This is a genomic window from Streptomyces sp. NPDC023723 (genome assembly GCF_040639815.1).
Lineage (GTDB): Bacteria > Actinomycetota > Actinomycetes > Streptomycetales > Streptomycetaceae > Streptomyces.
Genome location: NZ_JBFAAP010000021.1, coordinates 23,538 through 48,399, shown reverse-complemented (window position 1 = coordinate 48,399; position 24,862 = coordinate 23,538). Strand labels below are relative to the sequence as shown.

Genomic DNA, 24,862 nt, shown 5'->3' with positions numbered 1-24,862 from the left:
CGCGGGCCGGTCCGACCAATCCGGCCGGGCGGCCGGTCCGAATGCCCGTGCGTCAGGCAAGTCGGCTCTGAGGACGGACGGCATGATCACTCTCTCCAGGAACGGTGCGGGACGCCCGGGCGTCGCCACCCTGATCTGCGGTGCGCTGGCCGCCGGGGGGCTCGCGGCCGCCGGGGTCACCGCGCTGGCACCGGAGGCGGCCACCGCCTCCAGCCACCGGGAGGCCCCGCTGATATCAGGGGCCCCGCAGTACGACAACACGGACGTGTACGCGTTCGTCAGTCCGGACCGGCCGGACACGACGACGATTGTGGCGAACTGGCTGCCGTTCGAGGAACCGGCGGGCGGGCCGAACTTCTATACGTTCGCCGACGACGCCCAGTACGACCTGCACATCGACAACGACGGGGACGCGCAGGGCGAGCTGCTGTTCCGCTACACGTTCGAGACGCACACCAGGAACGGGAAGACGTTCCTGTACAACACGGGCCCGGTCACGTCCCTCGACGACCCGGATCTGAACGTCACCCAGACCTACGACGTCGAGCTGATCAAGCTGCACGACCAGCGGGTGGTGTCGCGGTCGAAGGTCGCCGAGGACGTGCCGGTGGCGCCCTCGCACGTCGGGGAGGCGTCGATGCCGGACTACGGCGCGCTGCGCGAGCAGGCGGTGCGGCCGCTGAAGGGCGGCGGGCAGACCTTCGCCGGGCAGGCCGACGACCCGTTCTTCCTGGACCTGCGGGTCTTCGACCTGCTGTACGGCGGTGACCTCTCCGAGGTCGGCAACGACACCCTCAAGGGGTACAACGTCAACTCCCTGGCGCTCCAGGTGCCCACCGAGATGATCACCGAGTCGAGCGAGCAGCCGGTGGTCGGGATCTGGTCGACCACCCAGCGCGAGAACGCCCAGGGGCACTACCGGCAGGTCTCCCGGCTCGGTATGCCGCTGGTCAACGAGGTGGTCAACCCACTGGAGGACAAGGACCGGTTCAACGCGGACTCGCCGTGGAACGACGCGCAGTTCCTGACCAACGTCACCGAGCCGGAACTGCCGGGACTCCTGGAGTCGCTCTACGGGATCAAGGCTCCGGCGGAGCCGCGCGACGACCTGGTCGACGTCTTCCTCAAGGGGGTGAAGGGCCTCAACCAGCCGCCGGACGTCCGCCCGGCCGAGGAACTGCGCCTGAACACCTCGATCGAGCCGGCCGCCGAACCCGAGCGGCTCGGGGTGCTCGACGGCGACAACGCGGGCTTCCCCAACGGGCGGCGGCTGACCGACGACGTGCTGGACGCCGCGCTCCAGGTCGTCGGGGGCGAACTGGCCGGCGCGGAGAACGACCTGGGGGACGCGGTCGACGCCAACGACAAGGAGTTCGGTACGTCCTTCCCGTACGTGGCGGAGCCGACGGCGGGGTCGCGTGGACCGCGCGCCGAGGGCGTGGACCAGAACGCGGGCAACGACGTGCGCAACCAGTTGGGGGACGCGCTGGAACCGGCCGGTGCCGGCGGTTCGCAGGACACCGCCCTGATCGCCGCGTCGGCGGGGGCCGGGGCGGTGGGTGTCGCGCTGATCGGCGCCGGCCTGCTGTGGTGGCGCCGCATGCGGGACGGAACCCGCTGACCCGCCCCTGCTTCCTTGCAGCGAGCGATCCGATCGAGGAGAGGGCATGAGTCCGCGTCCGAAAGACAGTCCGAAGGACAGCACGACCGGGGAGCGGGCGACCGGCACCCCGCAGACAGCCGCCGCCGCACGGGCCGCCACCACCCGGCGCCGGGCCGGCCGAGCGGTCGGGTGTGCCGTGTCGCTCGCCGTGGCGCTGACCGCCGCCGCGGTCGTCGTCGGGGACCTGCGGGACGGCCGGAACCCGGCCCCGGTGACCGCCGCGCCGTACGGTGCCTCCGGGGCCGGGGCCGGGGCCGGGGCCGGGTCCGGGTCCGGGTCCGGGACCGGGTCCGGGACCGCGGCCGTGGGCGAGGACCTCGGCGCCGGGCTGCGCTCGCTGCGCGCGCACCTGCGGTCCCAGCCCCGGGACCACCAGGGCTGGGCGACGCTCGGCCTGGCCCTGGTCGAACAGGCCCGGACGACGGGCGACCCCTCGCGCTATCCCCCGGCCCAGCGCGCCCTGGCCCGCTCCCTGGAGCTGCGCCCCGGCAACGACCAGGCGCTGGCCGGACAGGCCGCGCTGGCCGCCGCCCGGCACGACTTCGCCGGTGCCCTCGCGTACGCGGACCGCGCCCTGGCCCGGAACCCCTACAGCGAACGCGCCCTGTGCTCCCGTATCGACGCGCTCGTCGAACTCGGCCGGTACGCCGCGGCCGCCCGCGCCGCCGACACCGCCGACGAACGGCGGCCCGGCATACCGGTCTTCACCCGGTACGCGTACGTGCGCGAGCTGCGCGGCGACGTGCGGGCCGCGCGCCGGGTACTGGAACGGGCCCGGTCCGCCGCCCGTACCCCCGGGGACACGGCCTACGTCGCCACCCAGCTCGGCCGGCTCGCCTGGAGCGGCGGCGACCACGCCGCGGCGCTGCGGCACTACGCCCGCGCGCTCGCCGCCGACGACGGCTACCTCCCCGCGCTGGAGGGCCGGGCCCTGGCCCGCGCGGCGGGCGGGGACCGGGCCGGCGCGATCGGGGACCTGGAGCGGGTCGTGGCCCGGGCCCCGCTGCCCGGCCCGCTGGTCGCCCTCGGCGAGCTGTACGAGGAGCGCGGCGAGCGGGCCCGGGCACGTGAGCAGTACGCCCTGGTCGACGCCTGGACGGCGCTGGCCCGCGCGGGCGGTGTCGAGGCCGGCCCGGACACCGCGCTCGCCGCCGCCGACCACGGCGACCGCCGGGCGGCGCTGCGCACGGCCCGCGGCGAGTGGAGCCGCCGCCGCACCGTGCACACCGCGGACGCGCTGGGCTGGGCGCTGTACGTCAACGGCCGCCCCGCGCAGGCGCTCCGGTACGCCCGCCGGGCCACCGCCACCGGCTACCGCGACGCCGCGTTCCAGTACCACCGCGGCATGATCGAACGCGCCGCGGGCGACCCGGCCACCGGCCGCGCCCTGCTGCGGGCGGCGCTGGACCTGAACCCCGGCTTCTCCCCGGCCGGCGCCCGCGCGGCCCGCCAGGCGCTGGCGGGCACCCGATGACCGTCCGCCGACTCCTCGGCCACGGCCTCGCCGCCCTCGCGGCCGGCTGCGGGCTGACGCTGCTGTCCGCGCCCGCCGCGAGCGCGCATCCGCTGGGGAACTTCACCGTCAACCGGTACGACGGTCTGGTCGTCGCCCCCGGTGAGCTGCGCGTCGACCACGTCGAGGACCTCGCCGAGATCCCGGCCGCCCAGGCCGGGCCCGGCATCCGGCGGCTCGGGCTCACCGGCTGGGCCGGGCGGCGCTGCGCACGGGCGGCACGGGACAGCGCGCTCACCGTCGGCGGCCGGGCGGTGCCGCTCACCGTCCGCGCCGCCGCCGCGCGGGTGCGACCGGGTCAGGCGGGCCTCGACACCCTGCGGCTGGAGTGCCGGTTCACCGCGCCGCTGCCGGCCGCCGCGCCGGCGACGCTCGGTTTCCGGCCGGCCGGCGCCGGCTCCGGCCCCGGCTGGCGGGAGATCACCGCGCGCGGCGACCGTACGACGCTCACCGCGTCGGACGTGCCAAAGGCGTCGGTCTCGCGGGAACTGACCCGCTACCCCCGGGAGTCGCTGGCCGCCCCGGCCGGCGCCACCGCCGCGTCGCTGCGGGTCCGGCCCGGCGGACCGGCCCTGTCCCGGGAGCGGCAGCAGGCGCCCGGGGCGGCCGTGCTGCCGGCCGGCGCCGACCGGTTCACCCGGGCCCTGGACTCGCTGGTCGCCCGGCACGACCTGACCGCCGGCCGCGCCGCCCTCGCCCTCGTCGTCGCCGCCGTCCTGGGCGCCGGGCACGCGCTCGCGCCGGGCCACGGCAAGACGCTGATGGCCGCGACGGCGGCGGCCCGGGGCGGCCGGGCCCGGCCGCGGCACGTCCTGCCGCTCGCCGCGTCGGTGACGGTCACCCACACCCTGGGGGTGGTCGCGCTGGGCCTGCTGGTCACGGCCGGTTCGGCGGCGGCGCCCTCGGTGATCGCCTGGCTGGGCGTCGCGAGCGGCATCCTGGTGACCCTGGCGGGCACGGGCCTGCTCCGCCGGGCCCTGCGCAACCGGACCCGGGGGCACCCCCACACGCACCCCCATACGCACCCCCATGCGCATCCCCATAAGCACGCCCACCCCGCCACCCCCACCCTCCGCGGCACCGTCCTGCTCGGGTTCGCCGGTGGACTGGTGCCGAGCCCCTCGGCGGTCGTCGTGCTGGTCGGCGCGGCGGCGCTGGGCAAGGCGTGGTTCGGGCTGCTGCTGGTCGTGGCGTACGGCGCCGGGCTCGCCCTCACCCTGACCGCGGCGGGCGTGGCCGTGGTCCGGTTCGGCGGCGGACTGGCCCGCGCGCTGGACCGGCGTCCGGGCCGGCCACCGGGGCGCGCGGCGGCCCTGCTGCGCGGGAGCGTGCCGCTGGGTTCGGCCTGTGTCGTGGTGGCCCTGGGGGCCGGATTGATACTGAAGGGGGCGGCAACGGCACTTGGCTGAGCTACTTTTGGGGAGATATCACGCGAGACGCACCAGACCCAGCACGAGACTCCCAGGGGGGCGCCGGTGTTCGAGGAACCCGGCGGCGAGCGTGTGATCGCCGGCCGCTACCGTCTGCTGTCCCCGCTCGGCGAGGGCGGGATGGGCACCGTGTGGCGGGCCCGCGACGAGGTGCTGCGCCGCGAGGTGGCCGTCAAGGAGGTGCGCGCCCCGGCCGGTCTGCCCGCCGGTGACGTGCAGCGGATGTACACCCGGCTGGAGCGGGAGGCGTGGGCCGCGGCCCGGGTCGCCCACCCCAACGTGGTCACCGTCTACGACGTGGCCACCGACGACGGCCGGCCGTGGATCGTGATGGAACTGGTCCGCGGCCTGTCCCTGGCCGACCTGCTGGCGGCCGAGGGCCCGCTCGCGCCCCGGCGGGCCGCGGGCATCGGCGCCGAGGTGCTGGCCGCGCTGCGGGCCGCGCACGAGGCCGGGGTGCTGCACCGGGACGTGAAGCCCGGCAACGTGCTGCTGGCGAACGACGGGCGGGTGGTGCTCACCGACTTCGGGATCGCCGTGGTGGAGGGCAGTTCCGCGCTGACGATGACCGGGGAGGTCGTCGGTTCGCCCGAGTTCCTCGCCCCGGAGCGGGCGCTGGGCCGCACCCCGGGCCCCGAGTCCGACCTGTGGTCGCTGGGCGTGCTGCTGTACGCGGCGGTGGAGGGCTCCTCCCCGTTCCGGCAGGACACCCCGCTGAGCACCCTGCGGGCCATCGTGGACGAGGAGTTGCCGCCGCCGCGCCGGGCCGGACCGCTGGCCCCGGTGATCGAGGGGCTGCTGCGCAAGGACCCGGCCGAGCGGCTGCCCGCCGACCGGGCCGAACGGGACCTGCGGCTCGTCGGCGCGGGCGGCGCCCCGGGCACGGAGACGGTGCCCGTCGTGCCGTCGTACTCACCGACGGTCGCGGAACCCGCGACGTTCGGGTCGCCGTCCGCCGCGCCCCCGGCCGGCACGGCGTCCGGTGACGGCGACACCTCGCCGGCCGCCGCCGCGCCCCGCAACCGCCGCGCCGCCGTCGCCCTGATCACCGGGATCGCGGTCCTGGTACTGGCGTTGGCGGGGCTGACGTACGCGCTGCTGAACCGGGACGACGACGGCCGGGGCGGTGGTGACAGCGCGTCGGCGGGGACGGGCGGCGCCACGCCGACGAGCCCGCCGGAGACCTCGGAGAGCGGCGGTGCGGAACCGGCCCCCGGCACGGAGACCGGTGACGGCGGGAACGGCGACGGCGACGACGGCGACGGGACGCAGACCTCGTCCGCGCCGGCGCAGTCGGTCGAGGCCGGGGTGACGGGTTCGCGCACCGAGTACGCGGGGGCCTGTCCGCCGTCCGAGGCCGAGGCGCCGGCGTTCACGGCGACGTTCCGGGTGGCGCGGCTGCCCGCCGAGGTCGTCTACCGCTGGGTGACGCCGGACGGCGCGCTGTCCGGGCAGGGCTGGAAGACGCTGTCGTTCCCGGCGGGCGGCGGCCGGGAGAAGCAGGACACGGTGGTCGTGACGACGTACGACGAGAGCGGCACCGTGGAGAGCGAGATCGGGGTCGAGGTGCGGGAGCCGGTGCGGGTCAGCTCGGACTCGGTGCCGTTCTCGGTGACCTGCGAGGGGGAGACCCCGACGGACGGGACCTCCCCCTCGGCTTCCGATTCTCCGTACTCCCGCTGACCGGGTGCCGGTCAGGCGGCGCTGTTCAGGGCCGCGAGGTAGCCGCCCGACTGGCCGGCGGCCGTCGGGTGGTAGGACTCGCCGACGTTCAGCCAGTTGACGCTGTGCAGCCAGGAGCTGCCGGAGCAGATCTCGTGACCGGTGAAGGGGCCGCGGACGTCGGCGAAGGTGAAGCCGTGGGCGGCGGCCCGCTGGGCGATCACCCGGTTGAGGTGGTCGGAGCCGGCGTTGATCGCCGCCCGTTTGGTCTCGGAGAGGCCGAGGCAGGTGGCGCCGAGCCGGTAGAAGCGCGGGTAGCCGACGACCACCACCCGGGCGCCCGGCGCCTTGGCGCGGATGGCGGAGTAGACGCTGTTCAGGTTGGCGGGCAGGGTGGAGTCGAGGTACGCCTCGGCGGTGGCGATCCGGGACAGACAGGCGCTGTCGGACTGGAGCACACAGGTCGTCATGACGTCGCCGAAACCGGCGTCGTTGCCGCCGACCGTGACCGAGACCAGGCCGGTGCCGGCGCCGAGCGGGGCGAGCTGCCCGGACACCACGTCACTCGTACGGGCGCCGGAGCAGGCGGTGAAGTCGAAGGACGAGGGGGCGTGGGCGGCCGCCCAGAGCTGCGGGTACGCCTTGGTACTGCGCTTGCAGTCGCCGCTGGCGGAGGTGTAGCTGCCGGCGCCCACGCCGGAGGCGTAGGAGTCGCCGAGGGCCACGTAGCCGGTGGCGGCGGCGGATGCGTCCGCCTGCGCGGTGGCGGCCCCGGTCAGGGCGGTGCACACGGCGAGGACGACGGCACTCAGGTATCCGACAAGTCGGGAACGTCTCATGGAACCCTCCTTTAGCAGGTTCTCTGCCACAACCGTGGTAACAGCTACGCGTGTTGACAGGAAGTGCTCATGCCAAAAATGAGTCGAAACAGCGTGCTAACAAAAGGCCGCCTTGACGATTTCCGCTGTTCTGCGCGACATTGAGGCCGCGTCATGACCGGCAAAACAACAAAAACGTGAGGGCTCGTTCCAGGCCTTGCCATACGGGTTCAATCGTCAATATCGTCATACATCTCACTCGCATCGGTACCGTCACTACGCGGCTCTAGGGGAGGGCTCAAGACCGCGACGGTCCCGGGGCGGGGCGCGGTAGGGGGGTGCCGTGCTCGGTGACCGATCCACCAGCCGAGCCGGTCGTGCCGCGCGGTCGGCTGCCGTTTTCCGCAGTCGGCCAGTTTCGCCAGCTCACTGGCGCGCACGGAGCGTTGCCGCTGCCGTGCCGTGAGTGAGACCAACCCCCCTTTCGAACCGGACACACAGCCGGACCGCCCCTGGGGCGGGCGGTCCGCCGGACGAGAGGGACCAGACTCATGAGCTCAGTACTTCAGCCGCCGGCCACCGGCAAGGACCCGTCGGGTGCCGCCAAGTACCGTCCCGTCTCCTCGCATCTGGCCATCGCGCCACCGGTGAGCGTGGTCATACCGGCGATGAACGAGGCGGAGAACCTGCCGTACGTCTTCAAGACACTGCCCGACTGGATACACGAGGTCGTCCTGGTGGACGGCAACTCCACCGACGACACCGTCGCCGTCGCCCGTGCACTGCGGCCGGACGTCAAGGTGGTGGAGCAGCGCGGCAAGGGCAAGGGGGACGCGCTGATCACCGGCTTCCAGGCGTGCAGCGGGGACATCATCGTGATGGTCGACGCCGACGGCTCGGCCGACGGACAGGAGATCGTGTCGTACGTCTCCGCGCTGGTCTCCGGCGCCGACTTCGCCAAGGGGTCGCGCTTCGCCAACGGCGGCGGCACCGACGACATGACCTTCATCCGCAAGATGGGCAACGCCGCCCTGTGCACGGTGGTCAACCGCAAGTTCGGCGCCCGCTACACCGACCTGTGCTACGGCTACAACGCCTTCTGGCGGCACTGCCTGGACAAGATCGAGCTGGACTGCACCGGCTTCGAGGTGGAGACCCTGATGAACATCCGGGTCGTCAAGGCCGGTCTGAAGGTCCAGGAGATACCGAGCCACGAGTACCTGCGCATCCACGGCGTCAGCAACCTGCGGGCGGTGCGGGACGGACTGCGGGTGCTCAGAGTCATCCTCCAGGAGCGCTCCAACCGGCGTGAGCTGCGCGGCAGCCGCGACCGGTCGCCGGTGCTCAGCACTGTCCGGGGGAAGGTGTGAGCGCTCCGGACATCTCCGTGGTGGTCTGCGCCTACACCGAGGACCGCTGGGAGGACATCCTCGCGGCGGTCGCCTCGGTGCGGGCGCAGTCCCGGCCGGCCCTGGAGACGCTGCTGGTCGTCGACCACAACGCGGCGCTGAAGGACCGGCTGGGCAAGGAGTACAGGGCGACGGACGACGTGCGGGTGCTCGCCAACGCGGGCCTCCGCGGGCTGTCGGCCGGCCGCAACACCGGCATCGCGGCGGCCCGCGGCGAGGTGATCGCCTTCCTCGACGACGACGCGGTGGCCGAGCGGGACTGGCTGCTGCACTTCGCCGGGGCCTACGACGACCCGCGCGTCATGGCGGTCGGCGGGCGGACGGTGCCGGTCTGGGCGTCGGGGCGGCGGCCGGTCTGGTTCCCCGAGGAGTTCGACTGGGTGGTGGGCTGCACCTACCGCGGCCTGCCGCCCGGCCGGGTCCGGGTGCGCAACGTGCTCGGCGGCAACGCCTCCTTCCGGCGGACGGCGTTCGACGCGGCGGGCGGTTTCGCCACCGGCATCGGCCGCGACGGCGACAAACGCCCGCTGGGCGGCGAGGAGACGGAACTGTGCATCCGCCTCACCCGGGCCCGCCCGGACGCCGTCCTGCTGATCGACGACCGGGCGGTCATCCACCACCGGGTGCCCGCGCCGCGCGAGCACTTCGGCTACTTCCGCACCCGCACCTACGCCGAGGGCCTGTCCAAGGCACTCGTCGCCCGCAGCGTCGGCACGGACAAGGGCCTGGAGTCCGAGCGCCGGTACGCCTCGCGCGTGCTGCCGGCCGGGGTGGCGCGGGGGCTGCGGGACGCGGTGCTGGCCCGGCCGGGCGGCGCGGGCCGGGCGGGCGCCATCGTCGCCGGGGTGCTCACGGCGGCGGGCGGCTATGTGGTGGGCAGCGTACGGGCCCGGCGGGGCGCGGTGACGTTCTCGTCGGCGCCGGTCCCCGCCCGGGAGGGCACGCATGAGTGACGATCCGCGCGTGCCGATCCTCATGTACCACGCGGTCGCCGCCGAACCGAACGACGCCACCCGGGCGTTGTCGGTGACCCCGGCGGCGTTCGCGCGGCAGATGGCGGTGGTGGCGGACCTCGGGCGGACGCCCGTCACCACGGCCGAGCTGGCCACGGCCTGGCGCACCGGCCGGCCGCTGCCCGCCCGGCCGCTCCTCATCACCTTCGACGACGGCTACGCGGGGGTGCACCGGCACGCCCTGCCGGTGCTGGCCGAGCACGGCTTCCCGGCCACGCTGTTCGTCTCCACCGGCTGGCTGCGCGGCCCGTACGACACCGGGGGCGCGCTGGACACCATGCTCGACTGGGGCCAGGTGCGCGAACTGGCCGCCGCGGGCGTGGAGATCGGCGGGCACAGCCACACCCACCCGCAGCTCGACCAGTTGCACGCCGGGGACCTGCGGCACGAGCTGATCCACTGCAAGGAGATCATCACCGACCAGCTGGGCAGCGCGCCGGTGTCGTTCGCCTACCCCTACGGCTACTCCGACCGCCGGGTGCGTACGGCGGTGCGCGAGACGGGGTACGCGCAGGCGCTGGCGGTGGGCAACGCACTGGCCCGCCGCGCCCAGGGACCGTACGCGCTGCGCCGGGTGACGGTCCGCCGCGCTACCGGCCCGGCGGAATTCGCCCGGCTGGTCGAGGGCCGGGCTCTCGCCCGTACGTTCGCCCGGGACCGGGCGCTCACCAAGGGGTACGCCGTGCTCCGCCGGGCCCGGCGGCTGCGCGGCAGGACGCTGCGGCCCGCGTTCTGACCCGGGGGCCGTACGGGGTCCCGCGCCGCGTGTACCGGGGAAACCGGGTGCACGCGGCGCCGCCGTGGCGGATCATGGCGGCATGTCAGTCAACCCGCACGACGCGCTGCCGATCCGGCTCCACGTCGACGACAGCGACTCCCCGACCGATGTCGTCGACGCGCTGTTCCTCGGCCGCTTCGCGACGGGCGAGCAGCCGTTCTCGCACGCGGCCAACATCGACCGGGTGCGCTCCGCCGCGACGCTGCTGCCGCCCGGCGCGAAGGTGCTGCGCGCCGCCCGGGACGGCGACCGCAGCGCGACACTGGCCGAGGGCGACGGCTGGACGCTGCTGATCTCGCGCTGGAACCGGGGCGCCGACGTCACGGTGACGGCGACCAGCGCCGAGCTGGCCGAGAAGGTCCTCGGCGAGGCCACCGACGGCGCGGCCGACGAACCGGAGCCGCAGCCGGAGAACGTGACGATGGGGTTCTGGTACGTCTCCCCGCGCCGCGGCCCGCACCGCACCACCCGGCAGATCTCCGCCGGTACCTGGGAGGAGGTGCGGCCCAACTACACGGCGCCGGTGGCGGACGCGATGGACCGGCTGATGAAGACCGGCCCCGAGGACATCGCGGGCCGGCTGCTCCTGCTGCACGGCCCGCCCGGCACCGGCAAGACCTCCGCGCTGCGCACGCTGGCCCGGTCCTGGCGGGACTGGTGCCAGGTGGACTGCGTCCTGGACCCGGAGCGGCTGTTCTCCGACGTCGGTTATCTGATGGACATCGCCATCGGCGAGGAGGACGCGGCGGGCAAGGACCGCTGGCGGCTGCTGCTCCTGGAGGACTGCGACGAGCTGATCCGCGGCGAGGCCAAGCACACCGCCGGGCAGGCCCTGTCCCGGCTGCTCAACCTCACCGACGGCCTGCTCGGCCAGGGCCGCAACGTGCTGGTCGGGGTGACCACCAACGAGGACCTGGAGCGGCTGCACCCGGCCGTGGTCCGCCCCGGCCGCTGTCTGGCCCGCATCGAGGTCGGCCCGCTCACCCGGTCGGAGGCGGTGGGCTGGCTCGGCGACGAGGTCGCGGGCCGGGAGGAAGCGGTGGGCCGCGAGGGCGCCACGCTGGCGGAGCTGTACGCGCTGCGCCGGGGGACGTCGCCGACCGCGCTGCCGGAGCCGCGGGACGGCACCTCGGCAGGGCTGTATCTGTAGCTGTAGCTGTGTCTGCAAGGGAGCCATGACTCTGTTCGTCGGCACGTCCGGCTGGCAGTACCGGGATTGGCGGGGCGTGCTGTACCCGGCCGGGCTGCCGGTGCGGCTGTGGCTGGAGGAGTACGCGGCGGGCTTCGCCACCGTCGAGGTCAACAACGCCTTCTACCGGCTGCCGGCCCGGGAGACCTTCGAGGCGTGGCGGGACCGGGTGCCGGCGGACTTCGTGGTCGCGGTGAAGGCCAGCCGGTTCCTGACCCATGTCAAGCGGCTGCGCGAACCGGCGGAACCGGTGCACCGGCTGATGAGCCGCGCCGCCGGACTCGGCGACCGGCTCGGCCCGGTGCTGCTCCAGCTGCCGCCGACCCTGCGCGCCGACCCGGCGCTGCTGGACGCCTGCCTGGCCCGTTTCCCGGCCGGCACCCGGGTGGCCGTGGAACCCCGGCACGCGTCGTGGTGGACACCGGAGGTCCGCGAGGTACTGCGGGCCCGGGGCGCCGCGCTGTGCTGGGCCGACGTCCGCTCCCGCCCGGTGACCCCGCTGTGGCGCACCGCCGACTGGGGCTACGTCCGCTTCCACCAGGGCCGGGCCCGCGCCTGGCCGCGCTACGGCCGCCGGGCCCTGGCCGGCTGGGCCCACCGGATCGCCGACACCTGGCCCCCGGACGCGGACGTGTACGCGTACTTCAACAACGACCCGCACGGGGCGGCCGTCCACGACGCGACGGCGTTCGCCCGGCTGGCAAGGGCGGCGGGCCTGCGGGTCACCCGGGTACCGGAGAAACGGGCATCCCGATCCTCGTGAACGCCGAGCGCGGAAGCGCCTTCAGGGGCGCGGGGCTGTGACAGGTGCGGCTCCGCCGCGTGGGCGCGACAGGCCACGACCCACCGCGGCCGGCCACGCACCGACCCACCGCGGCGCGGCACTCACCCGGTGAACGCCGCCCGCAGGGCGTCCCGCACCGCGGCCACCGCCTCCTCCTCCGAAACCCCCAGCCGCAGAGCCCGCGCGGCGAACCCCTGCGCGGCCGAGGCGAGCTCCCGCACCGCCGCCGAGCCCGCGGCGGCGACGAACGTGCCGTTGCGCCCCCGCGTCTCGATCACCCCGTCCGCCTCCAGCGCCCGGTACGCCTTGGCGACCGTGTTCGGGGCCAGCCCCAGGGACTCGGCCAGCCCGCGCACGGTGGGCAGCCGGTGGCCGACCGGCAGGACACCGGCCCGGGCCTGCTCGGAGATCTGCGCGCGCACCTGCTCGTAGGGCGCCGCTCCATCGTCGATCTGGATCTTCAGGGTCACCCCGCGATTGTCGCGTATCCAGCGGAAAATGAGAGGCGGCCGCCCGCCGCCCGCCGTAACGTGCGCGCGTATGACCGTCTCCCTGCGCGATCTGCGCCTCGACGTCCGGTCGGATGTCGAGGAGTTCGCCCGCGTCCGCCATCTGGCCCTGCCGTTCATCCTCTGGACGCCGGACGCCGTCGTCCACCACCGCACGCACACCCACCCGGACGCCCGGGCCCGCTCCCTCGTCGCGGAGGAGAACGGCGAGGTGATCGGCACGGCCCAGCTCGGCCTGGTCCACGAGAGCCCGGAGCCGGGGCAGGCGTATCTCAACGTCTACGTACGTCCGGACCGGCCGCGGCGCGGCGCCGGCGGGGTGCTGGTGCGGGCGGCCGAGGAGTATCTGGCGGCCCAGGGGGCGGCCAAGGTGTACTCCTGGGTGCTGGACGCGCCGGGCAACCGGGCCTTCGCCGAGCGGTACGGCTACCGTGCCGGACGCTCGGCCCACTTCCTCCGCCTGGACCTGTCCCAGAACTCCCTCCCGCCCCTGCAGTCCCCTCCCCCGGGCGTCGAACTGCGCACCGCCGCCGACTACGCCGACGATCCGCGTCCGCTGTTCGCACTGGACGCCGAGACGACGGCGGACGAACCCAGCGACGTCGACACCACGTTGGCGGACTACCAGGCGTGGTACGCGGAGACCTGGCGCCATCCGATGCTGAACCACGACCTGACCACCGTCGCCGTCGTCGACGGCCGCCCGGTCGCCTTCACCGCGGCCTACCGGGACGGCGGTAACCGGTACTCGACGGCGATGACGGGCACCGCCCGCGCCTTCCGCGGCCGGGGCCTGGCCAAGCTCGTCAAGAACGACTCCCTGCACCGGGCCCGGGCGGCCGGGTGCACGGAGGCGTTCACCGGCAACGACACCGGCAACGACGCGATGCTGGCCGTCAACAAGTGGTTCGGGTACGAGGTCTGCGCGACCGAGGTGCGGTATGTCCGTGAACTCGGCTGAGCCGGTGGCAGGCCCGGTGGACGTGGTCCTGGTCAAGGGCGGCCGCACGAAGATCCGTTACCGGGGCGCGCTGCTGGCCGACGACGGCACCCGGATCACCGTCCGCGCCCCGTGGTCCGGCGCGGGCGTCCGGGACTTCGGCTTCGTACGGTTCGAGCCCGGCGACGTGTTCACCGAGTACTACTGGCGCGACCGCTGGTACGCCGTGAAGGAGGTCCGGGCGGGAACGGGCACCCTGAAGGGCTGGTACTGCGACATCACCCGCCCGGCCGTGCGCACCGGCGCCGAACTGGTGGTCGAGGACCTCGACCTGGACCTGTGGCGCTCCGCGGACGGCACGGACGTACTGCGCCTGGACGAGGACGAGTTCGCCGAGAGCGGCCTGCCGGCCCGGGACCCGGCCGCCGCGGCCGCCGCCGTGGCCGCGCTGGACGACCTGGAAACCCTGGCCCGCACGGGCGGCTTCGGCCCGTTGCTGGCCTAGGAACAGGCCGCCCGGCCGCCGGCCGGGAACCGCGCGACCACCGCGTACCGCTCGTCGTCGACCTCCTTGCCCCACAGCGACGGATCGCCCGACAGCGTCTCGACCCGCGTCCGGCCGCCGAGCGGCACGAGCAGGTCCGTGAGCCGGCCGGCGGACATGCCGACCGGTGTCACGCTCCCCCACACGCCCTCGACCAGGACCAGCCGCCCTCCCGGGCGCAGCAGCCCGCGCCAGTGCCGCAGCACCTGGCCGGGGCCGGGCAGCGTCCACAGGACGTGCCGGACCAGGACGACGTCGAAGCATCGCTCCCCGACCGGCGGCGCCGCGGCGTCACCGGTCAGGAACACGACGTCGCCCCCGGCCGGTTTGGCCCGGGCCCGGGCCAGCATCGCCGGGGACGAGTCGACGCCCGTGACCCGGTGCCCCTGTTCGGCCGCGAGGAGCGCGAGGCTGCCCGTGCCGCAGCCGAGGTCGAGGACGTCGCTCGCCCGTTGCGGCAGCCAGGAGCGCAGCCGCCGGTCCCAGGATTGGCGCACCCGCGGGTCGCGCAGCCCGTGGTCCGGCTCGGCGTCGAAACCGGCGGCCGCCGCCTCCCAGTCGACACGCGCCGTAGCCGTCCCGTCACTCTCGTATGCCATGCCCCAAGGGTGACACCCACCACTGACAATCGAATCGTGACAGTCGCCACTGACAGATCACCCGCCGATGAGGAACTCTCGCGAAAAGGGTCTGCCTCCGTGAGATCGCGGAACCCGGCGGATCCGTGAGGAGGCAGCCATGCGCCGTGTCACCGTGCACAAGCCCCTGAGCTCGAAGAAGGAGACGGCCGCCCGCCGGCTCCGCGAGCGGACCGACGAGCGCCCCGCCGCCCGGCCCGAGATCCGCGCGGACATCGCCCGCACCTGGTGGCCGGACGCCTGAGCCGGCCGGCCCGCTCATGAGACCCCCGGAAGCAGCCGCTTGCGGTAGTGGACGCGGTCGTAGGGTCCGTCCACGCTCCGCTCCACGACCTCGTAGCCGTACCGCGGATAGAGCCGCTGGTTCTCCCGCATCAACGCGTTCGTATACAGCCTGATCTCGGGGAGCCGCAGCGCACGCGCGTGTGCCTCCACGAACGTCAGCAGCCGTCGCCCCACGCCCCCGCCACGGGCGTCGGGGTGGACGGCGACGCTCTCCAGGAACAGGTGGCCGGGGAACACCTCGACCACGACCAGCCCCACCACCGGCTCACCCGTGACGAACACCCGCCCCGCGGCCACGTCCGCCGCGTGATCGGCCGTCATCGGCGCCGGCTCGACGCCGACGCGGGTGCGGTACGGCCGGTAGGCGGCGTCGGTGACGGCCCGTACGGCGGGCACGTCCCGCGCGGCGGCCGGTCTGATCGTCTGGTCCGTCATGCCGTCGACGGTATCTACCTGAGCCCAGCCTGAGCACTCCCTTAACGCGACCATAAGGATCTCCGGCAACCGCCGCCAGCAGGCGTTCTCGCGGTTTTCCGGGGCTAGCGTGCTGGTCACCCCCCACGGGTTCCGGACCGCCTTTCCAGAGACCGTTTCGAGGAGTTCGCCATGCCCGCATCCCTGCCCGCCGGCCCCCGCAGAGCCGTCGCCGCCGTCGCCGCCGCCTGCGCGCTGCCCCTCGCCCTGACCGTGCTGACGGCCGCGCCCGCGGCCGCGCACGGCACGATGGGCGACCCGGTCAGCCGGGTCTCGCAGTGCTACGCCGAAGGCCCGGAGAGCCCCGATTCGGCGGCGTGCAAGGCGGCGGTCGCGGCCGGCGGCACCCAGGCGCTCTACGACTGGAACGGCATCCGCGTCGGCGACGCGGCGGGCCAGCACCAGCAGTTGATCCCGGACGGCAAGCTGTGCAGCGCGAACAGCGAGGAGTTCAAGGGCCTCGACCTGGCCCGCGCCGACTGGCCGGCCACCAGTGTGAGCAGCGGCTCGTACACCTTCAAGTACCGGGTGACGGCCCAGCACAAGGGCACCTTCAACGTGTACATCACCAAGGACGGTTACGACCCGGCCCAGCCGCTGGCCTGGGACGACCTCGACCTGTCCGCCCCGGTGGCGACGACCACCGACCCGGTCGCGGCCGACGGCTTCTACACCTTCTCCGGCAGCCTGCCCGAGCGCACCGGCCAGCACCTGCTGTACGCCGTCTGGCAGCGCTCGGACAGCCCGGAGGCGTTCTACTCCTGCTCGGACGTCACCTTCGGCGGAACCAACACCACCACCGGCACCACCAACACCGCCACCGACACGGACGACACCTCCGCCGCCGCGCCCGCCGCCTCCGCGCCCTCCGACGAGCAGATCGAGGCCGGAGCCGACAAGTCGACGGTCGAGCACCACGGCCACGGCGACCAGGACGCCACCACCACGACCGACCCGACCCCGGCGACCGAGGCCGCCGCGGACGAGGGCAACGATCTCACCGCCGCGGGCGGCACCACGAACCTCGCCGAGACCGGTGGGGACAGCAGCACCCCGTACATCGCGGTCGGCGGCGCCGCCGCCCTGGCGCTCGGCGCGGCCACCCTGTTCGCCTCGGTCCGCCGCCGCGCCGCACACGGCCGCCGCTGACCGGCCCACCGGCCGGCTACGCCGCCAACGCCCCCGGCAGCACCGCCCGCGGGCCGAACCTCGCTCGCGCGCGGTCCGCGGCCTCCTCGATGCGGCGGACCTTCTCGTCCACCGGGTCGAAGGTGAGCTGGTGGGCGGCCTGTTCGGCGGGGGCGAGGCCCTCCGCGCGCAGGGCGATCGCGCGGACCCGGGCGCGCTGGAGGCCGAGCGCCTCGTACATCTCGTACGCGGCGGCGGTGAGCGCCGCCGAGTGGGCGGTCGGTTCGCGCAGGGTGCGGGTGCGGGTGGTGGCGGTGGGGGTCCCCCCGCTCGAGCGGAGCCGAGAGTGGGGGAGGTCGGCGTAGCGCACCGTGAGGGTCAGGGTGCGGCAGATCTTGTCCAGGGCGCGCAGCCGGGTGCCCAGTTCCTCGGTGGCGGAGAGCAGGGCGCGGCGGTGCCGGGCGGGGTCGAGTTCGTCGCGGGGGAAGGAGCGTTCGGCGGCCAGGGACCGGGAGATCCCGTTGGGGACGACCCGGCCGCGGTCGACGCCGTTCGCCTGCTCGTGCAGGTCGCGGCCCGGCTTCGCGCCGACCAGGCGCTGGAGCGTGGCCAGCGGTGCGGCGGCGACCCGGCCGAGGGTGTCGAGGCCGTACTCGCACAGGGTACGGGCGGTGGCCCGGCCGACGCCGGGCAGCGCGGCGACCGGCCGTTCGGCGAGGAACGCCACCGCCTGCGCCGCCGGGACCGCGCGGACCGATCCCGGCCGGGCCTCCCGCAGGGCCATGCGGGCCAGCAGCGGGCCGGGACCGGCGCCGATCGCGCAGTCCACGCCGTACAGCGCCAGGGCGCGGACCCGGATCACCGACGCCAGCTCCACGGCGTCGCGCCCGAAGTACCGTTCGGCGCCGCGCAGATCGGCCAGCGCCCCGTCCGGCGGCAGCGCCTCGACGACCGGCGTGAACTCCTCCAGCAGCCCGAGCAGTTCCGGCAGGGCCGCCTCGTACATGGGCGGCAGGTGGAAACGTACGCAGAGGATGGTCATCCCGCACTCCCCGGACTCTGGTGCCACAGCTTCCTTCCCACCGCGGGCCCTTCGCCCGCGGGGCGCAGATCGGCCCAGGGGTGCATCTCGTACCCCGTGGACATGCGGACGGTCCGCTGCCGTTCCATCGCGTCCTGGGCGGCGGAGCCGGCCGGCGCGGGCTGCCCGTCGGAGCCGGCCAGGCGGCGGCGGGCGGCGCCGTCCTCGGGCGCGCCGCCGCCCCCGGTCCCCCCGGCGAGCCGGGCCGCGACCCCGTCCAGGCCCTCCTCCCGCCGCACCTCCAGCAGTTCGGCCAGGTTCCAGGCGGCGGCGCCCACCACGCTGTAGCTGCGCGGCCCGCGCCGCTGCACCACCCCGCGCACCAGCAGCAGCCAGGAGTGGAAGACGGTGTGCGCGCAGGCGTCGTGCGAGTCGTCGAAGAAGGCCAGGTCGACCAGGCCGGTGCCGTCGTCCAGGGTGGAGAAGATGACCCGGCGGCCGGACCGGACCGGCGGCGTCTGGGTGGCCGCCTTGGCGCCCGCGACCAGTACCGTCTCCCCGTGCCGGGCCTCGCGCAGCCGCCGGGCCGGCACCACGCCCAGTTCGTCCAGGAAGCGGCGGTGGTCGTCCATGAGGTTGCGTGAGGCGTCCATCGACAGGACGCCCAGCTCGGCGCTGAGCTGCTCCGCCGAGGTGAGGTCGGGCAGCCCGGCCTTCGCGGTCTTGCGCCCGCCGGTCAGCGGGAGTTGCTCACCGCGTCCGCCCCGGGCCCCCCGGTGCAGTTCGGTCAGGTGCAGTTGCAGGTCGCGGCGGTTGGCGCCGAACGCGTCCAGCGCGCCGACCTGGGCCAGGCGCCCGGCGAGCGGGCGGCTGGGGCGGGCGCGCTGCCAGAAGTCGAGCAGCGAGGCGTACGGCCGCCCGGCGGCGATCCGCTCCGCCTCGGCCTCGCTGATGCCGTGCACGTCCAGCAGCGCGAGCCGCAGCCCCCAGGTCTCCGGCCCCTTTGAACCGGACACCAGTTCGATCCGGTGTGCGACCCCCGACTTGTTCACGTCCAGCGGCAGGATCGGCACCCCGCGCCGCCGCGCGTCCGCCAGCAGCAGCCGCTTCGGGTACATGCCGGGGTCGTGGGTGAGCAGCCCGGCGTAGAAAGCGGCCGGGTGATGGGCCTTCAGCCAGGCCGACTGGTACGTCGGCACCGCGAAGGCCACCGCGTGCGCCTTGCAGAAGCCGTACGAACCGAACGCCTCGACGATCTCCCAGGTCCGCCCGATGGTCTCCGCGTCGTACCCGTTCGCCGCCGCGTGCTGCGCGAACCACACCCTGATCCGTCCCTGCGACTCGGGGTCGGACAGCCCGCGCCGCACCCGGTCGGCCTCGCCCCGCCCGCAGCCGGTCAGGACCGCGATGATGTCGATGACCTGCTCGTGGAAGACGACCACCCCGTACGTGCTCTCCAGCGCCGCCGTCAGGTCCTCGTGCGGGTAGCGCACCGGCGCGCGCCCGTGCCGGGCCTCGATGAACGGCCGCACCATGTCGGCGGCGACCGGCCCGGGGCGGAACAGGGAGATGTCCACGACCAGGTCGTGGAAGGTCGACGGCTGGAGGCGGCCGACCAGGTCGCGCTGGCCCGGCGACTCGATCTGGAAGCAACCCAGCGTCTCGGTGGAGCGGATCAGCCGGTACGTCGCCGGATCGCCGTCCGGTACGGCGTCCAGGTCGACCCGGGTGCCCGCGGCCCGTTCCACCTCGGCGACCGCGTGCGCCATCGCCGACTGCATCCGCACGCCCAGCACGTCCAGTTTGAGCAGCCCGAGGTCCTCGACGTCGTCCTTGTCGAACTGGGCCATCGGGAACCCCTCGCCGCTGGTCGGCATGACCGGCGTACGGGAGAGCAGGGAGGCGTCGGAGAGGAGTACGCCGCAGGGGTGCATGGCGACGCCGCGCGGGAGGGCGTCGAGCGCCTCGACCAGTTCCCAGAGCCGGCCGTACTCCTCCTGCCGGCCCGCCAGTTCCTTCAGTTCGGGCAGTTCGGCGAGCGCCGCGCGGGCGTCGCGGGCGCGGATGTGCGGGAAGGACTTGGCGACCCGGTCGATCTCGGCGGGGTCCATGGACAGCGCGGCGCCGACGTCCCGGATCGCGTGCCGCACCCGGTACGTCTCCGGCATCGCGACCGTCGCGACCCGCTCGGTGCCGAACCGGCCGATGATCGCCCGGTAGACCTCCAGGCGGCGCGCGGACTCCACGTCGATGTCGATGTCGGGCAGCACGACCCGCTCCTTGGACAGGAAGCGCTCCATCAGCAGCCCGTGCCCGACCGGGTCGGCGTGCGCGATGCCGAGCAGGTGGTTGACCAGGGCCCCGGCGCCGGAGCCCCGGGCGGCGACCCGGATACCCATGTCCCGTACGTCGTCCACCACCTGGGCGACGGTGAGGAAGTACGAGGCGAAGCCGTGGTGGGCGATGATGTCCAGCTCGTGGTGCATCCGCTCCCAGTAGGTCCGGTGGTCGCGCCGCCGGTCGTACCCCTTGCGGATCATCCCCGCCGCCGCCCGGGAGGCCAGCGCCCGCTGGGCGGTGCGGCGGCCCGCGCCGACCAGGTGCGGTTCGGGGAAGTGGACGGTGCCCATGCCGAGGTCGTCCTCGGGGTCGACCAGGCACCCGGCGGCCGTCGCCCGGGTCTGCTCCAGCAGCCGGTGCGCGGTGTTCCGCCCGAAGCCCGCGGCCTCGACGATCCGCTCGGCGGCGTCCGCCATGGCGCCCGGGTCCTTGAGCCACGCCGCCCCGGAGTCCGGTTCCCGGCTCGCGCCGACCGGGACCAGGCGGCGGGCCGCGTCCAGCACGTCGGCGACCGGGCCCTGGCCGGGGTCGGCGTACCGGACGGCGTTGGTCAGCACCGGCCGGACGCCCTGCTCGGCGGCGAAGCCGACGGTACGGGCGGCCAGCCGCAGGGAGCCGGGGCCGGTGCCGGTACGGCCGTGCCAGACGGCCTCCAGGCGCAGGTCGTCGCCGTACACCTCACGCCAGGGGACGAGCAGCCCGGCCGCGCGGTCGGGGCGGCCGGCGGCGAGCGCGCGGCCGACGTCGGAGTCGGGGCCGAGGAGGACGGTGAGGCCGTCGGCGTGGTTGTCGGGCCAGGACAGCAGCGGGGTCCCGGGACTGCGGTGCGCGGCGGAGACCAGCCCGCACAGGCCGGCCCAGCCGCGGGCGCCGTCCCGGGCGAGGAAGGTGACCCGCGGGGCCGACTCGTCGACGAAGGCACCGCCGCGCACGGGGGTGCGGCGCCGGTCCCGGCGTACGGAGGTCTCGCCGCGCTCCGGCGCCGAGGCGGGCGGCGCCACCGCCAGGTCGGCGCCGAACAGCGGGCGGACACCCGCCCGCGCGCACGCCTTGGCGAAGCGGACCGCGCCCGCGAGGGTGTCCCGGTCGGTGAGGGCGAGGGCGTCCATGCCCCGTTCGAAGGCGCGCTCGGCCAGCCGCTCCGGGTGGGAGGCGCCGTACCGCAGGGAGAACCCGGAGACGGTGCGCAGATGCGTGAAACCCGGCACACACACCTCCCGCACTGATGACCTTCCGACGCCCTATCGAACGCCTGTTCCAACTGCACCACCCACCATACCTCCATCCTCGAATGCGTGTACGACATCCGTTCGGCCCCGTCCCACCTGCGCGAAGACCCTCCGACCGGGACCGTGGGGACATGTCACACACCTCGGGCACCGGCAATCGGAACGCTTCGTTCCTCGACGAGGTGAGGGACGCCGTCACCCCGCGGGCCACTCTGCTCGTGCTCGGCGTGATCGCGCTCCAGCTGCTGTTCATCGCCTCCTACGTCGGGGCGCTGCACGACCCCAAGGCGCGGGACGTGCCCTTCGCAGTGGTCGCGCCCGGCGCCGCGGCCGGGCAGACGGTGGCCCGCCTGGAGCGGCTGCCGGGCACCCCGCTGGACCCGCGCGCGGTGGCCGACGAGACGACCGCCCGGCGAAAGATCATGGACCGGGAGCTCGACGGCGCCCTGGTCGTGAGCGCGCGCGGCACCCGGGACACGCTGCTGGTCGCCTCCGGCGGCGGCACCGCCCTCGCCACCACCCTGGAGCGCCTCGTCACCGAACTGGAGGGGACCGAGCGGCGGACCGTGCGGACCGTCGACGTGGCCCCGGCCTCGGGCCACGACTTCGACGGGCTGTCGTCCTTCTACCTGGTCGTCGGCTGGTGCGTCGGCGGCTACCTGTGCGCCTCGATCCTCGCCATCAGCACCGGCGCCCGGCCGGCCAACCCGCGCCGGGCGGCGATCCGGCTGATCGTGATGGCGCTGGTCGCGATCGTCGGCGGACTGGGCGGCGCGCTGATCATCGGGCCGGTCCTGGGGGCGCTGCCCGGCAGTGTGGTCGACCTGTGGGGGCTGGGCGCGCTGATCACCTTCGCGGTCGGCGCCGCCACTCTCGCGCTCCAGGGCGTCTTCGGGATCGTCGGCATCGGCCTGGCGATCCTGCTGGTGGTGATCGCGGGCAACCCGAGCGCGGGCGGCGCCTTCCCGCTGCCGATGCTGCCGCCGTTCTGGAAGGCGATCGGCCCGGCGCTGCCGCCGGGCGCGGGCACCTGGGCGGCCCGCTCGGTCGCCTACTTCAGGAGCAACGACCTGACCTTCTCACTGCTGGTGCTGTGGGCCTGGGCGGTGGCGGGCACGGTGATCACGCTGCTGGCGTCGGTGCTGCGCCGCCGGCGGCACGAGGCGGAACTGCCGACCCAGGCCGGCTGAACCCGGCCCGGAAACGGCGCAGGTCCCGCCCCTCGCGCGCGGGGCGGGACCTCCTTGGCACGTCAGCCGGTCAGCCGATCTCCGTCCCGGTGGCCGACAGTGCCTCCGTCACCGGCTGGAAGAAGGTCTCCCCGCCCGAGGTGCAGTCGCCGCTGCCGCCGGAGGTGAGGCCGACCGCGCTGCTGCCGGAGAAGAGGGAGCCGCCGCTGTCGCCGGGCTCCGCGCAGACGTCGGTCTGGATGAGGCCGTTGACTATGTCGCCGTTGCCGTAGTTCACGGTGGCATCCAGGCCGGTGACCGTGCCGTCGTGCACCTGGGTGGTGGAGCCGCTGCGGGTCACCGCCATGCCGACGGTGGCCTCGGCGGCGTCCGTGATGGACTGCGCCGAGCCGTCGTAGAGGTTGACCTCGCTCGGGTGGTCCACGTCGGCGGTGTACTTGACCAGCCCGTAGTCGTTGTCGGGGAACTCGGAGACCTCGTTCTCCCCGATGACCGTGCCGGACGAGTCCGACCACGAGGTGATGGCCTCGGTGCAGTGGCCGGCGGTCAGGAAGTACGGCTCGCCGCCCTTGGTGACGTTGAAGCCGAGCGAGCACCGCCCGCCGCTGCCGGTGATGGCGTCGCCGCCCGCGACGAAGGGCTGGTACTTCCCCTCGGTGCGCTTCAGTTCGGCCTTGGCGCCGAGTCCGTCGACCACCTCGGTGAGCTTGGCCCACTCGGCCTTGGAGACCGTGCGGTCGGCGGTGACGACGACCTTGTTGGTGGTCGGGTCGGTCGCCCAGGAGGTGCCCGGCACGGTGGCGTCCCGCTTGAGGGCGGTGCGCGCGCTGTTCAGGTCGGCGAGCGAGTTCTCGACGATTCTCGCCGTGGCGCCGGCCTCCTCGACGGTCCGCGCGGCGGCCGCGTCGAGGACGTTGACCACCAGGCTCTTGTCCTGGGCGTCGTAGTAGGTGCCCGCCGCGTCGGCGCCGAGGTCGCCGAGCAGGGTGGAGGCGAGCTTTCCGGCCGCGGTGGCCGACAGGGTCTCGGGGCCGGCGGACGACGGGGTCTCACTGGCGTTCGCGGACTGGAAGGTGACTGCCGTGGCGACCAGCGCGACGATGCCCGCGCCAGCCACGGCCGCCCGCCGCCTGGGTGTGCGTCGGTGCTTCAACTCATGTCCTCCTGTGGGGGGTCGGCCCGCGCGGTGATGGGGACCTCGCGGACCGGAAGGCCGGTTGACAGGCGCTTACTCTTCCGAACGGCACAGCTCGTACACAAGGTCGACTTCGAGACGTGCGCACGACAACTTCGGTGCGCACACACGACCTCCACCGTTTGCTCCCGGGCCAGGGACGATTCGCGGACGATTCGCAGAGCAAACACTCCGGGCCAAGAACCGTTCACCGGAGAGTGAGGTCTACTCCTGTCTGGATTCCACCTCTTGTGCCGCGCCCGGTGGCTGTGCGTCTACGCGCGGTGGCCCGCTCCGGCCGGTCTCCGGCGGCGCCGGCTGCTGGGCCCGCTCCAGGAACCGCAGCAGCTCCACCGGGAAGGGCAGGACGAGCGTGGAGTTCTTCTCGGCGGCGACCGCCACCACCGTCTGGAGCAGCCGCAGTTGCAGCGCGGCGGGCTGCTCGGACATCTCCTTGGCCGCCTCGGCCAGCTTCTTCGACGCCTGGAGCTCGGCGTCGGCGTTGATGACCCGGGCCCGCCGCTCCCGGTCCGCCTCGGCCTGCCGGGCCATCGAGCGCTTCATGGTCTCGGGCAGCGAGACGTCCTTGATCTCGACCCGGTCGATCTGCACGCCCCACCCGATGGCCGGGCTGTCGATCATCAGCTCCAGGCCCTGGTTGAGCTTCTCCCGGTTGGACAGCAAGTCGTCCAGGTCGCTCTTGCCGATGATGGAGCGCAGCGAGGTCTGCGCCATCTGGGAGACCGCGAAGCGGTAGTCCTCGACCTCGACCAGGGCGTCCGCCGCGTCCACCACCTTGAAGTAGACGACCGCGTCGACCCGCACGGTCACGTTGTCCCGGGTGATGCCCTCCTGGGCGGGGACCGGCATGGTCACGATCTGGAGGTTGACCTTGTGCAGCCGGTCCACGAACGGGACCACCAGGGTGAGGCCGGGCTCGCGCACCCGCGGCCGGAGCCGGCCGAGCCGGAACACCACACCGCGCTCGTACTGCTTGACGACCCGCGCCGCGGCCATCGCGCAGACCGCCGCCGCGGCCGCGACCGCCGCTCCCGCCGCCACCAGCTCCTCGACCATCACGGCCCCCCGGGTCCGAAGTGGGCGCATCGAGTGATCCGCGTATGCTCCAAG

General features: G+C 74.4%; 22 protein-coding genes. 14 read left to right on the top strand and 8 right to left on the bottom strand.

Features of this window, described 5'->3' with window-relative positions:
- The first annotated feature begins 82 nt into the window (after positions 1–82).
- From AB0G32_RS22070 to AB0G32_RS22055, 4 genes are all read left to right on the top strand, one after another.
- A complete protein-coding gene (locus AB0G32_RS22070) occupies positions 83–1,621 on the top strand; it encodes a DUF4331 domain-containing protein (RefSeq protein WP_361165694.1) in 1,539 nt (512 codons plus the stop codon).
- A 46-nt stretch (positions 1,622–1,667) separates the two neighbouring features.
- On the top strand, positions 1,668–3,137 hold the full coding sequence (locus AB0G32_RS22065) for a tetratricopeptide repeat protein (RefSeq protein ID WP_361165691.1): 1,470 nt from the start codon (positions 1,668–1,670) through the stop codon (positions 3,135–3,137).
- Complete coding sequence (locus AB0G32_RS22060) at positions 3,134–4,585, top strand: sulfite exporter TauE/SafE family protein (RefSeq protein ID WP_361165688.1); 1,452 nt, start codon at positions 3,134–3,136, stop codon at positions 4,583–4,585. The genes AB0G32_RS22065 and AB0G32_RS22060 overlap by 4 nt, the downstream gene beginning before the upstream one ends.
- 66 nt (positions 4,586–4,651) lie before the next feature.
- Positions 4,652–6,289 carry a serine/threonine-protein kinase gene (locus tag AB0G32_RS22055; protein WP_361165685.1) on the top strand — a complete coding sequence of 546 codons (1,638 nt, stop codon included), beginning with the start codon at positions 4,652–4,654 and terminating at the stop codon, positions 6,287–6,289.
- Positions 6,290–6,300: 11 nt separating this feature from the next.
- Here AB0G32_RS22055 and AB0G32_RS22050 read toward each other — a convergent pair whose 3' ends face one another.
- Positions 6,301–7,107, bottom strand: a complete 807-nt coding sequence (locus AB0G32_RS22050) for an SGNH/GDSL hydrolase family protein (RefSeq protein ID WP_361165682.1) — start codon at positions 7,105–7,107, stop codon at positions 6,301–6,303.
- Between the two features lie 530 nt (positions 7,108–7,637).
- Here AB0G32_RS22050 and AB0G32_RS22045 point away from each other — a divergent pair.
- The 5 genes from AB0G32_RS22045 to AB0G32_RS22025 all read left to right on the top strand — a co-directional run bounded on the left by AB0G32_RS22045 (position 7,638) and on the right by AB0G32_RS22025 (position 12,238).
- Positions 7,638–8,456: a glycosyltransferase family 2 protein gene (locus AB0G32_RS22045; RefSeq protein ID WP_361165679.1), complete on the top strand. Its 819-nt coding sequence runs from the start codon at positions 7,638–7,640 to the stop codon at positions 8,454–8,456.
- The gene (locus tag AB0G32_RS22040; RefSeq protein WP_361165676.1) at positions 8,453–9,448 is read left to right on the top strand and encodes a glycosyltransferase family 2 protein; all 996 of its coding nucleotides are present in this window, start codon (positions 8,453–8,455) and stop codon (positions 9,446–9,448) included. The genes AB0G32_RS22045 and AB0G32_RS22040 overlap by 4 nt, the downstream gene beginning before the upstream one ends.
- Positions 9,441–10,244: a polysaccharide deacetylase family protein gene (locus tag AB0G32_RS22035; RefSeq protein ID WP_361165673.1), complete on the top strand. Its 804-nt coding sequence runs from the start codon at positions 9,441–9,443 to the stop codon at positions 10,242–10,244. The genes AB0G32_RS22040 and AB0G32_RS22035 overlap by 8 nt, the downstream gene beginning before the upstream one ends.
- 82 nt (positions 10,245–10,326) lie before the next feature.
- Complete coding sequence (locus AB0G32_RS22030; protein WP_361165670.1) at positions 10,327–11,436, top strand: DUF5925 domain-containing protein; 1,110 nt, start codon at positions 10,327–10,329, stop codon at positions 11,434–11,436.
- Positions 11,437–11,461: 25 nt separating this feature from the next.
- Positions 11,462–12,238, top strand: a complete 777-nt coding sequence (locus AB0G32_RS22025; RefSeq protein WP_361165667.1) for a DUF72 domain-containing protein — start codon at positions 11,462–11,464, stop codon at positions 12,236–12,238.
- A gap of 122 nt (positions 12,239–12,360) precedes the next feature.
- On the opposite strand, the gene AB0G32_RS22020 is transcribed toward AB0G32_RS22025, so the two are convergent.
- On the bottom strand, positions 12,361–12,729 hold the full coding sequence (locus AB0G32_RS22020) for a GntR family transcriptional regulator (protein ID WP_361165663.1): 369 nt from the start codon (positions 12,727–12,729) through the stop codon (positions 12,361–12,363).
- 70 nt (positions 12,730–12,799) lie between these two features.
- Here AB0G32_RS22020 and AB0G32_RS22015 point away from each other — a divergent pair, with 70 nt between their 5' ends.
- Entirely contained in the window at positions 12,800–13,729 is a 930-nt protein-coding gene (locus AB0G32_RS22015; RefSeq protein ID WP_361165659.1) for a GNAT family N-acetyltransferase, read from the top strand.
- Positions 13,710–14,213, top strand: coding sequence for a DUF402 domain-containing protein (locus AB0G32_RS22010; RefSeq protein ID WP_361165656.1), 504 nt, complete (start codon positions 13,710–13,712; stop codon positions 14,211–14,213). The genes AB0G32_RS22015 and AB0G32_RS22010 overlap by 20 nt, the downstream gene beginning before the upstream one ends.
- On the opposite strand, the gene AB0G32_RS22005 is transcribed toward AB0G32_RS22010, so the two are convergent.
- A complete protein-coding gene (locus tag AB0G32_RS22005) occupies positions 14,210–14,851 on the bottom strand; it encodes a class I SAM-dependent methyltransferase (protein WP_361165653.1) in 642 nt (213 codons plus the stop codon). The two genes, AB0G32_RS22010 and AB0G32_RS22005, sit on opposite strands and share 4 nt — an antisense overlap.
- A 139-nt stretch (positions 14,852–14,990) precedes the next feature.
- Here AB0G32_RS22005 and AB0G32_RS22000 point away from each other — a divergent pair, with 139 nt between their 5' ends.
- The gene (locus tag AB0G32_RS22000) at positions 14,991–15,134 is read left to right on the top strand and encodes a hypothetical protein (protein WP_361165650.1); all 144 of its coding nucleotides are present in this window, start codon (positions 14,991–14,993) and stop codon (positions 15,132–15,134) included.
- A gap of 14 nt (positions 15,135–15,148) precedes the next feature.
- Here the strand turns inward: AB0G32_RS22000 and AB0G32_RS21995 are convergent, their stop codons facing one another.
- Positions 15,149–15,610, bottom strand: coding sequence for a GNAT family N-acetyltransferase (locus AB0G32_RS21995; protein WP_361165647.1), 462 nt, complete (start codon positions 15,608–15,610; stop codon positions 15,149–15,151).
- 171 nt (positions 15,611–15,781) lie between these two features.
- On the opposite strand from AB0G32_RS21995, the gene AB0G32_RS21990 reads away from it, so the two are divergent.
- Positions 15,782–16,798: a lytic polysaccharide monooxygenase gene (locus AB0G32_RS21990; RefSeq protein WP_361165644.1), complete on the top strand. Its 1,017-nt coding sequence runs from the start codon at positions 15,782–15,784 to the stop codon at positions 16,796–16,798.
- Between the two features lie 16 nt (positions 16,799–16,814).
- Here the strand turns inward: AB0G32_RS21990 and AB0G32_RS21985 are convergent, their stop codons facing one another.
- Both AB0G32_RS21985 and AB0G32_RS21980 read right to left on the bottom strand, forming a co-directional pair.
- On the bottom strand, positions 16,815–17,819 hold the full coding sequence (locus AB0G32_RS21985) for a hypothetical protein (protein ID WP_361165641.1): 1,005 nt from the start codon (positions 17,817–17,819) through the stop codon (positions 16,815–16,817).
- Positions 17,816–21,346 (bottom strand): DNA polymerase III subunit alpha, encoded by a 3,531-nt coding sequence (locus AB0G32_RS21980; protein WP_361165638.1) that lies wholly within the window; start codon positions 21,344–21,346, stop codon positions 17,816–17,818. The genes AB0G32_RS21985 and AB0G32_RS21980 overlap by 4 nt, the downstream gene beginning before the upstream one ends.
- A 152-nt stretch (positions 21,347–21,498) precedes the next feature.
- Between AB0G32_RS21980 and AB0G32_RS21975 the strand changes: the two genes are divergently transcribed.
- Positions 21,499–22,557, top strand: a complete 1,059-nt coding sequence (locus AB0G32_RS21975) for a DUF3533 domain-containing protein (protein ID WP_361165635.1) — start codon at positions 21,499–21,501, stop codon at positions 22,555–22,557.
- A gap of 70 nt (positions 22,558–22,627) precedes the next feature.
- On the opposite strand, the gene AB0G32_RS21970 is transcribed toward AB0G32_RS21975, so the two are convergent.
- Both AB0G32_RS21970 and AB0G32_RS21965 read right to left on the bottom strand, forming a co-directional pair.
- Positions 22,628–23,710 (bottom strand): S1 family peptidase, encoded by a 1,083-nt coding sequence (locus AB0G32_RS21970; protein WP_361165632.1) that lies wholly within the window; start codon positions 23,708–23,710, stop codon positions 22,628–22,630.
- A gap of 246 nt (positions 23,711–23,956) precedes the next feature.
- The gene (locus tag AB0G32_RS21965; RefSeq protein WP_361165897.1) at positions 23,957–24,808 is read right to left on the bottom strand and encodes a slipin family protein; all 852 of its coding nucleotides are present in this window, start codon (positions 24,806–24,808) and stop codon (positions 23,957–23,959) included.
- Positions 24,809–24,862: the final 54 nt, after the last annotated feature.

Coding starts and splice junctions, on each gene's coding strand:
- AB0G32_RS22070 (WP_361165694.1), top strand. CDS start 83: ATGATCACTCTCTCCAGGAACGGTGCGGGACGCCCGGGCGTCGCCACC.
- AB0G32_RS22065 (WP_361165691.1), top strand. CDS start 1,668: ATGAGTCCGCGTCCGAAAGACAGTCCGAAGGACAGCACGACCGGGGAG.
- AB0G32_RS22060 (WP_361165688.1), top strand. CDS start 3,134: ATGACCGTCCGCCGACTCCTCGGCCACGGCCTCGCCGCCCTCGCGGCC.
- AB0G32_RS22050 (WP_361165682.1), bottom strand. CDS start 7,107: ATGAGACGTTCCCGACTTGTCGGATACCTGAGTGCCGTCGTCCTCGCC.
- AB0G32_RS22045 (WP_361165679.1), top strand. CDS start 7,638: ATGAGCTCAGTACTTCAGCCGCCGGCCACCGGCAAGGACCCGTCGGGT.
- AB0G32_RS22035 (WP_361165673.1), top strand. CDS start 9,441: ATGAGTGACGATCCGCGCGTGCCGATCCTCATGTACCACGCGGTCGCC.
- AB0G32_RS22030 (WP_361165670.1), top strand. CDS start 10,327: ATGTCAGTCAACCCGCACGACGCGCTGCCGATCCGGCTCCACGTCGAC.
- AB0G32_RS22025 (WP_361165667.1), top strand. CDS start 11,462: ATGACTCTGTTCGTCGGCACGTCCGGCTGGCAGTACCGGGATTGGCGG.
- AB0G32_RS22015 (WP_361165659.1), top strand. CDS start 12,800: ATGACCGTCTCCCTGCGCGATCTGCGCCTCGACGTCCGGTCGGATGTC.
- AB0G32_RS22010 (WP_361165656.1), top strand. CDS start 13,710: ATGTCCGTGAACTCGGCTGAGCCGGTGGCAGGCCCGGTGGACGTGGTC.
- AB0G32_RS22005 (WP_361165653.1), bottom strand. CDS start 14,851: ATGGCATACGAGAGTGACGGGACGGCTACGGCGCGTGTCGACTGGGAG.
- AB0G32_RS22000 (WP_361165650.1), top strand. CDS start 14,991: ATGCGCCGTGTCACCGTGCACAAGCCCCTGAGCTCGAAGAAGGAGACG.
- AB0G32_RS21995 (WP_361165647.1), bottom strand. CDS start 15,610: ATGACGGACCAGACGATCAGACCGGCCGCCGCGCGGGACGTGCCCGCC.
- AB0G32_RS21990 (WP_361165644.1), top strand. CDS start 15,782: ATGCCCGCATCCCTGCCCGCCGGCCCCCGCAGAGCCGTCGCCGCCGTC.
- AB0G32_RS21985 (WP_361165641.1), bottom strand. CDS start 17,819: ATGACCATCCTCTGCGTACGTTTCCACCTGCCGCCCATGTACGAGGCG.
- AB0G32_RS21975 (WP_361165635.1), top strand. CDS start 21,499: ATGTCACACACCTCGGGCACCGGCAATCGGAACGCTTCGTTCCTCGAC.
- AB0G32_RS21965 (WP_361165897.1), bottom strand. CDS start 24,808: ATGGTCGAGGAGCTGGTGGCGGCGGGAGCGGCGGTCGCGGCCGCGGCG.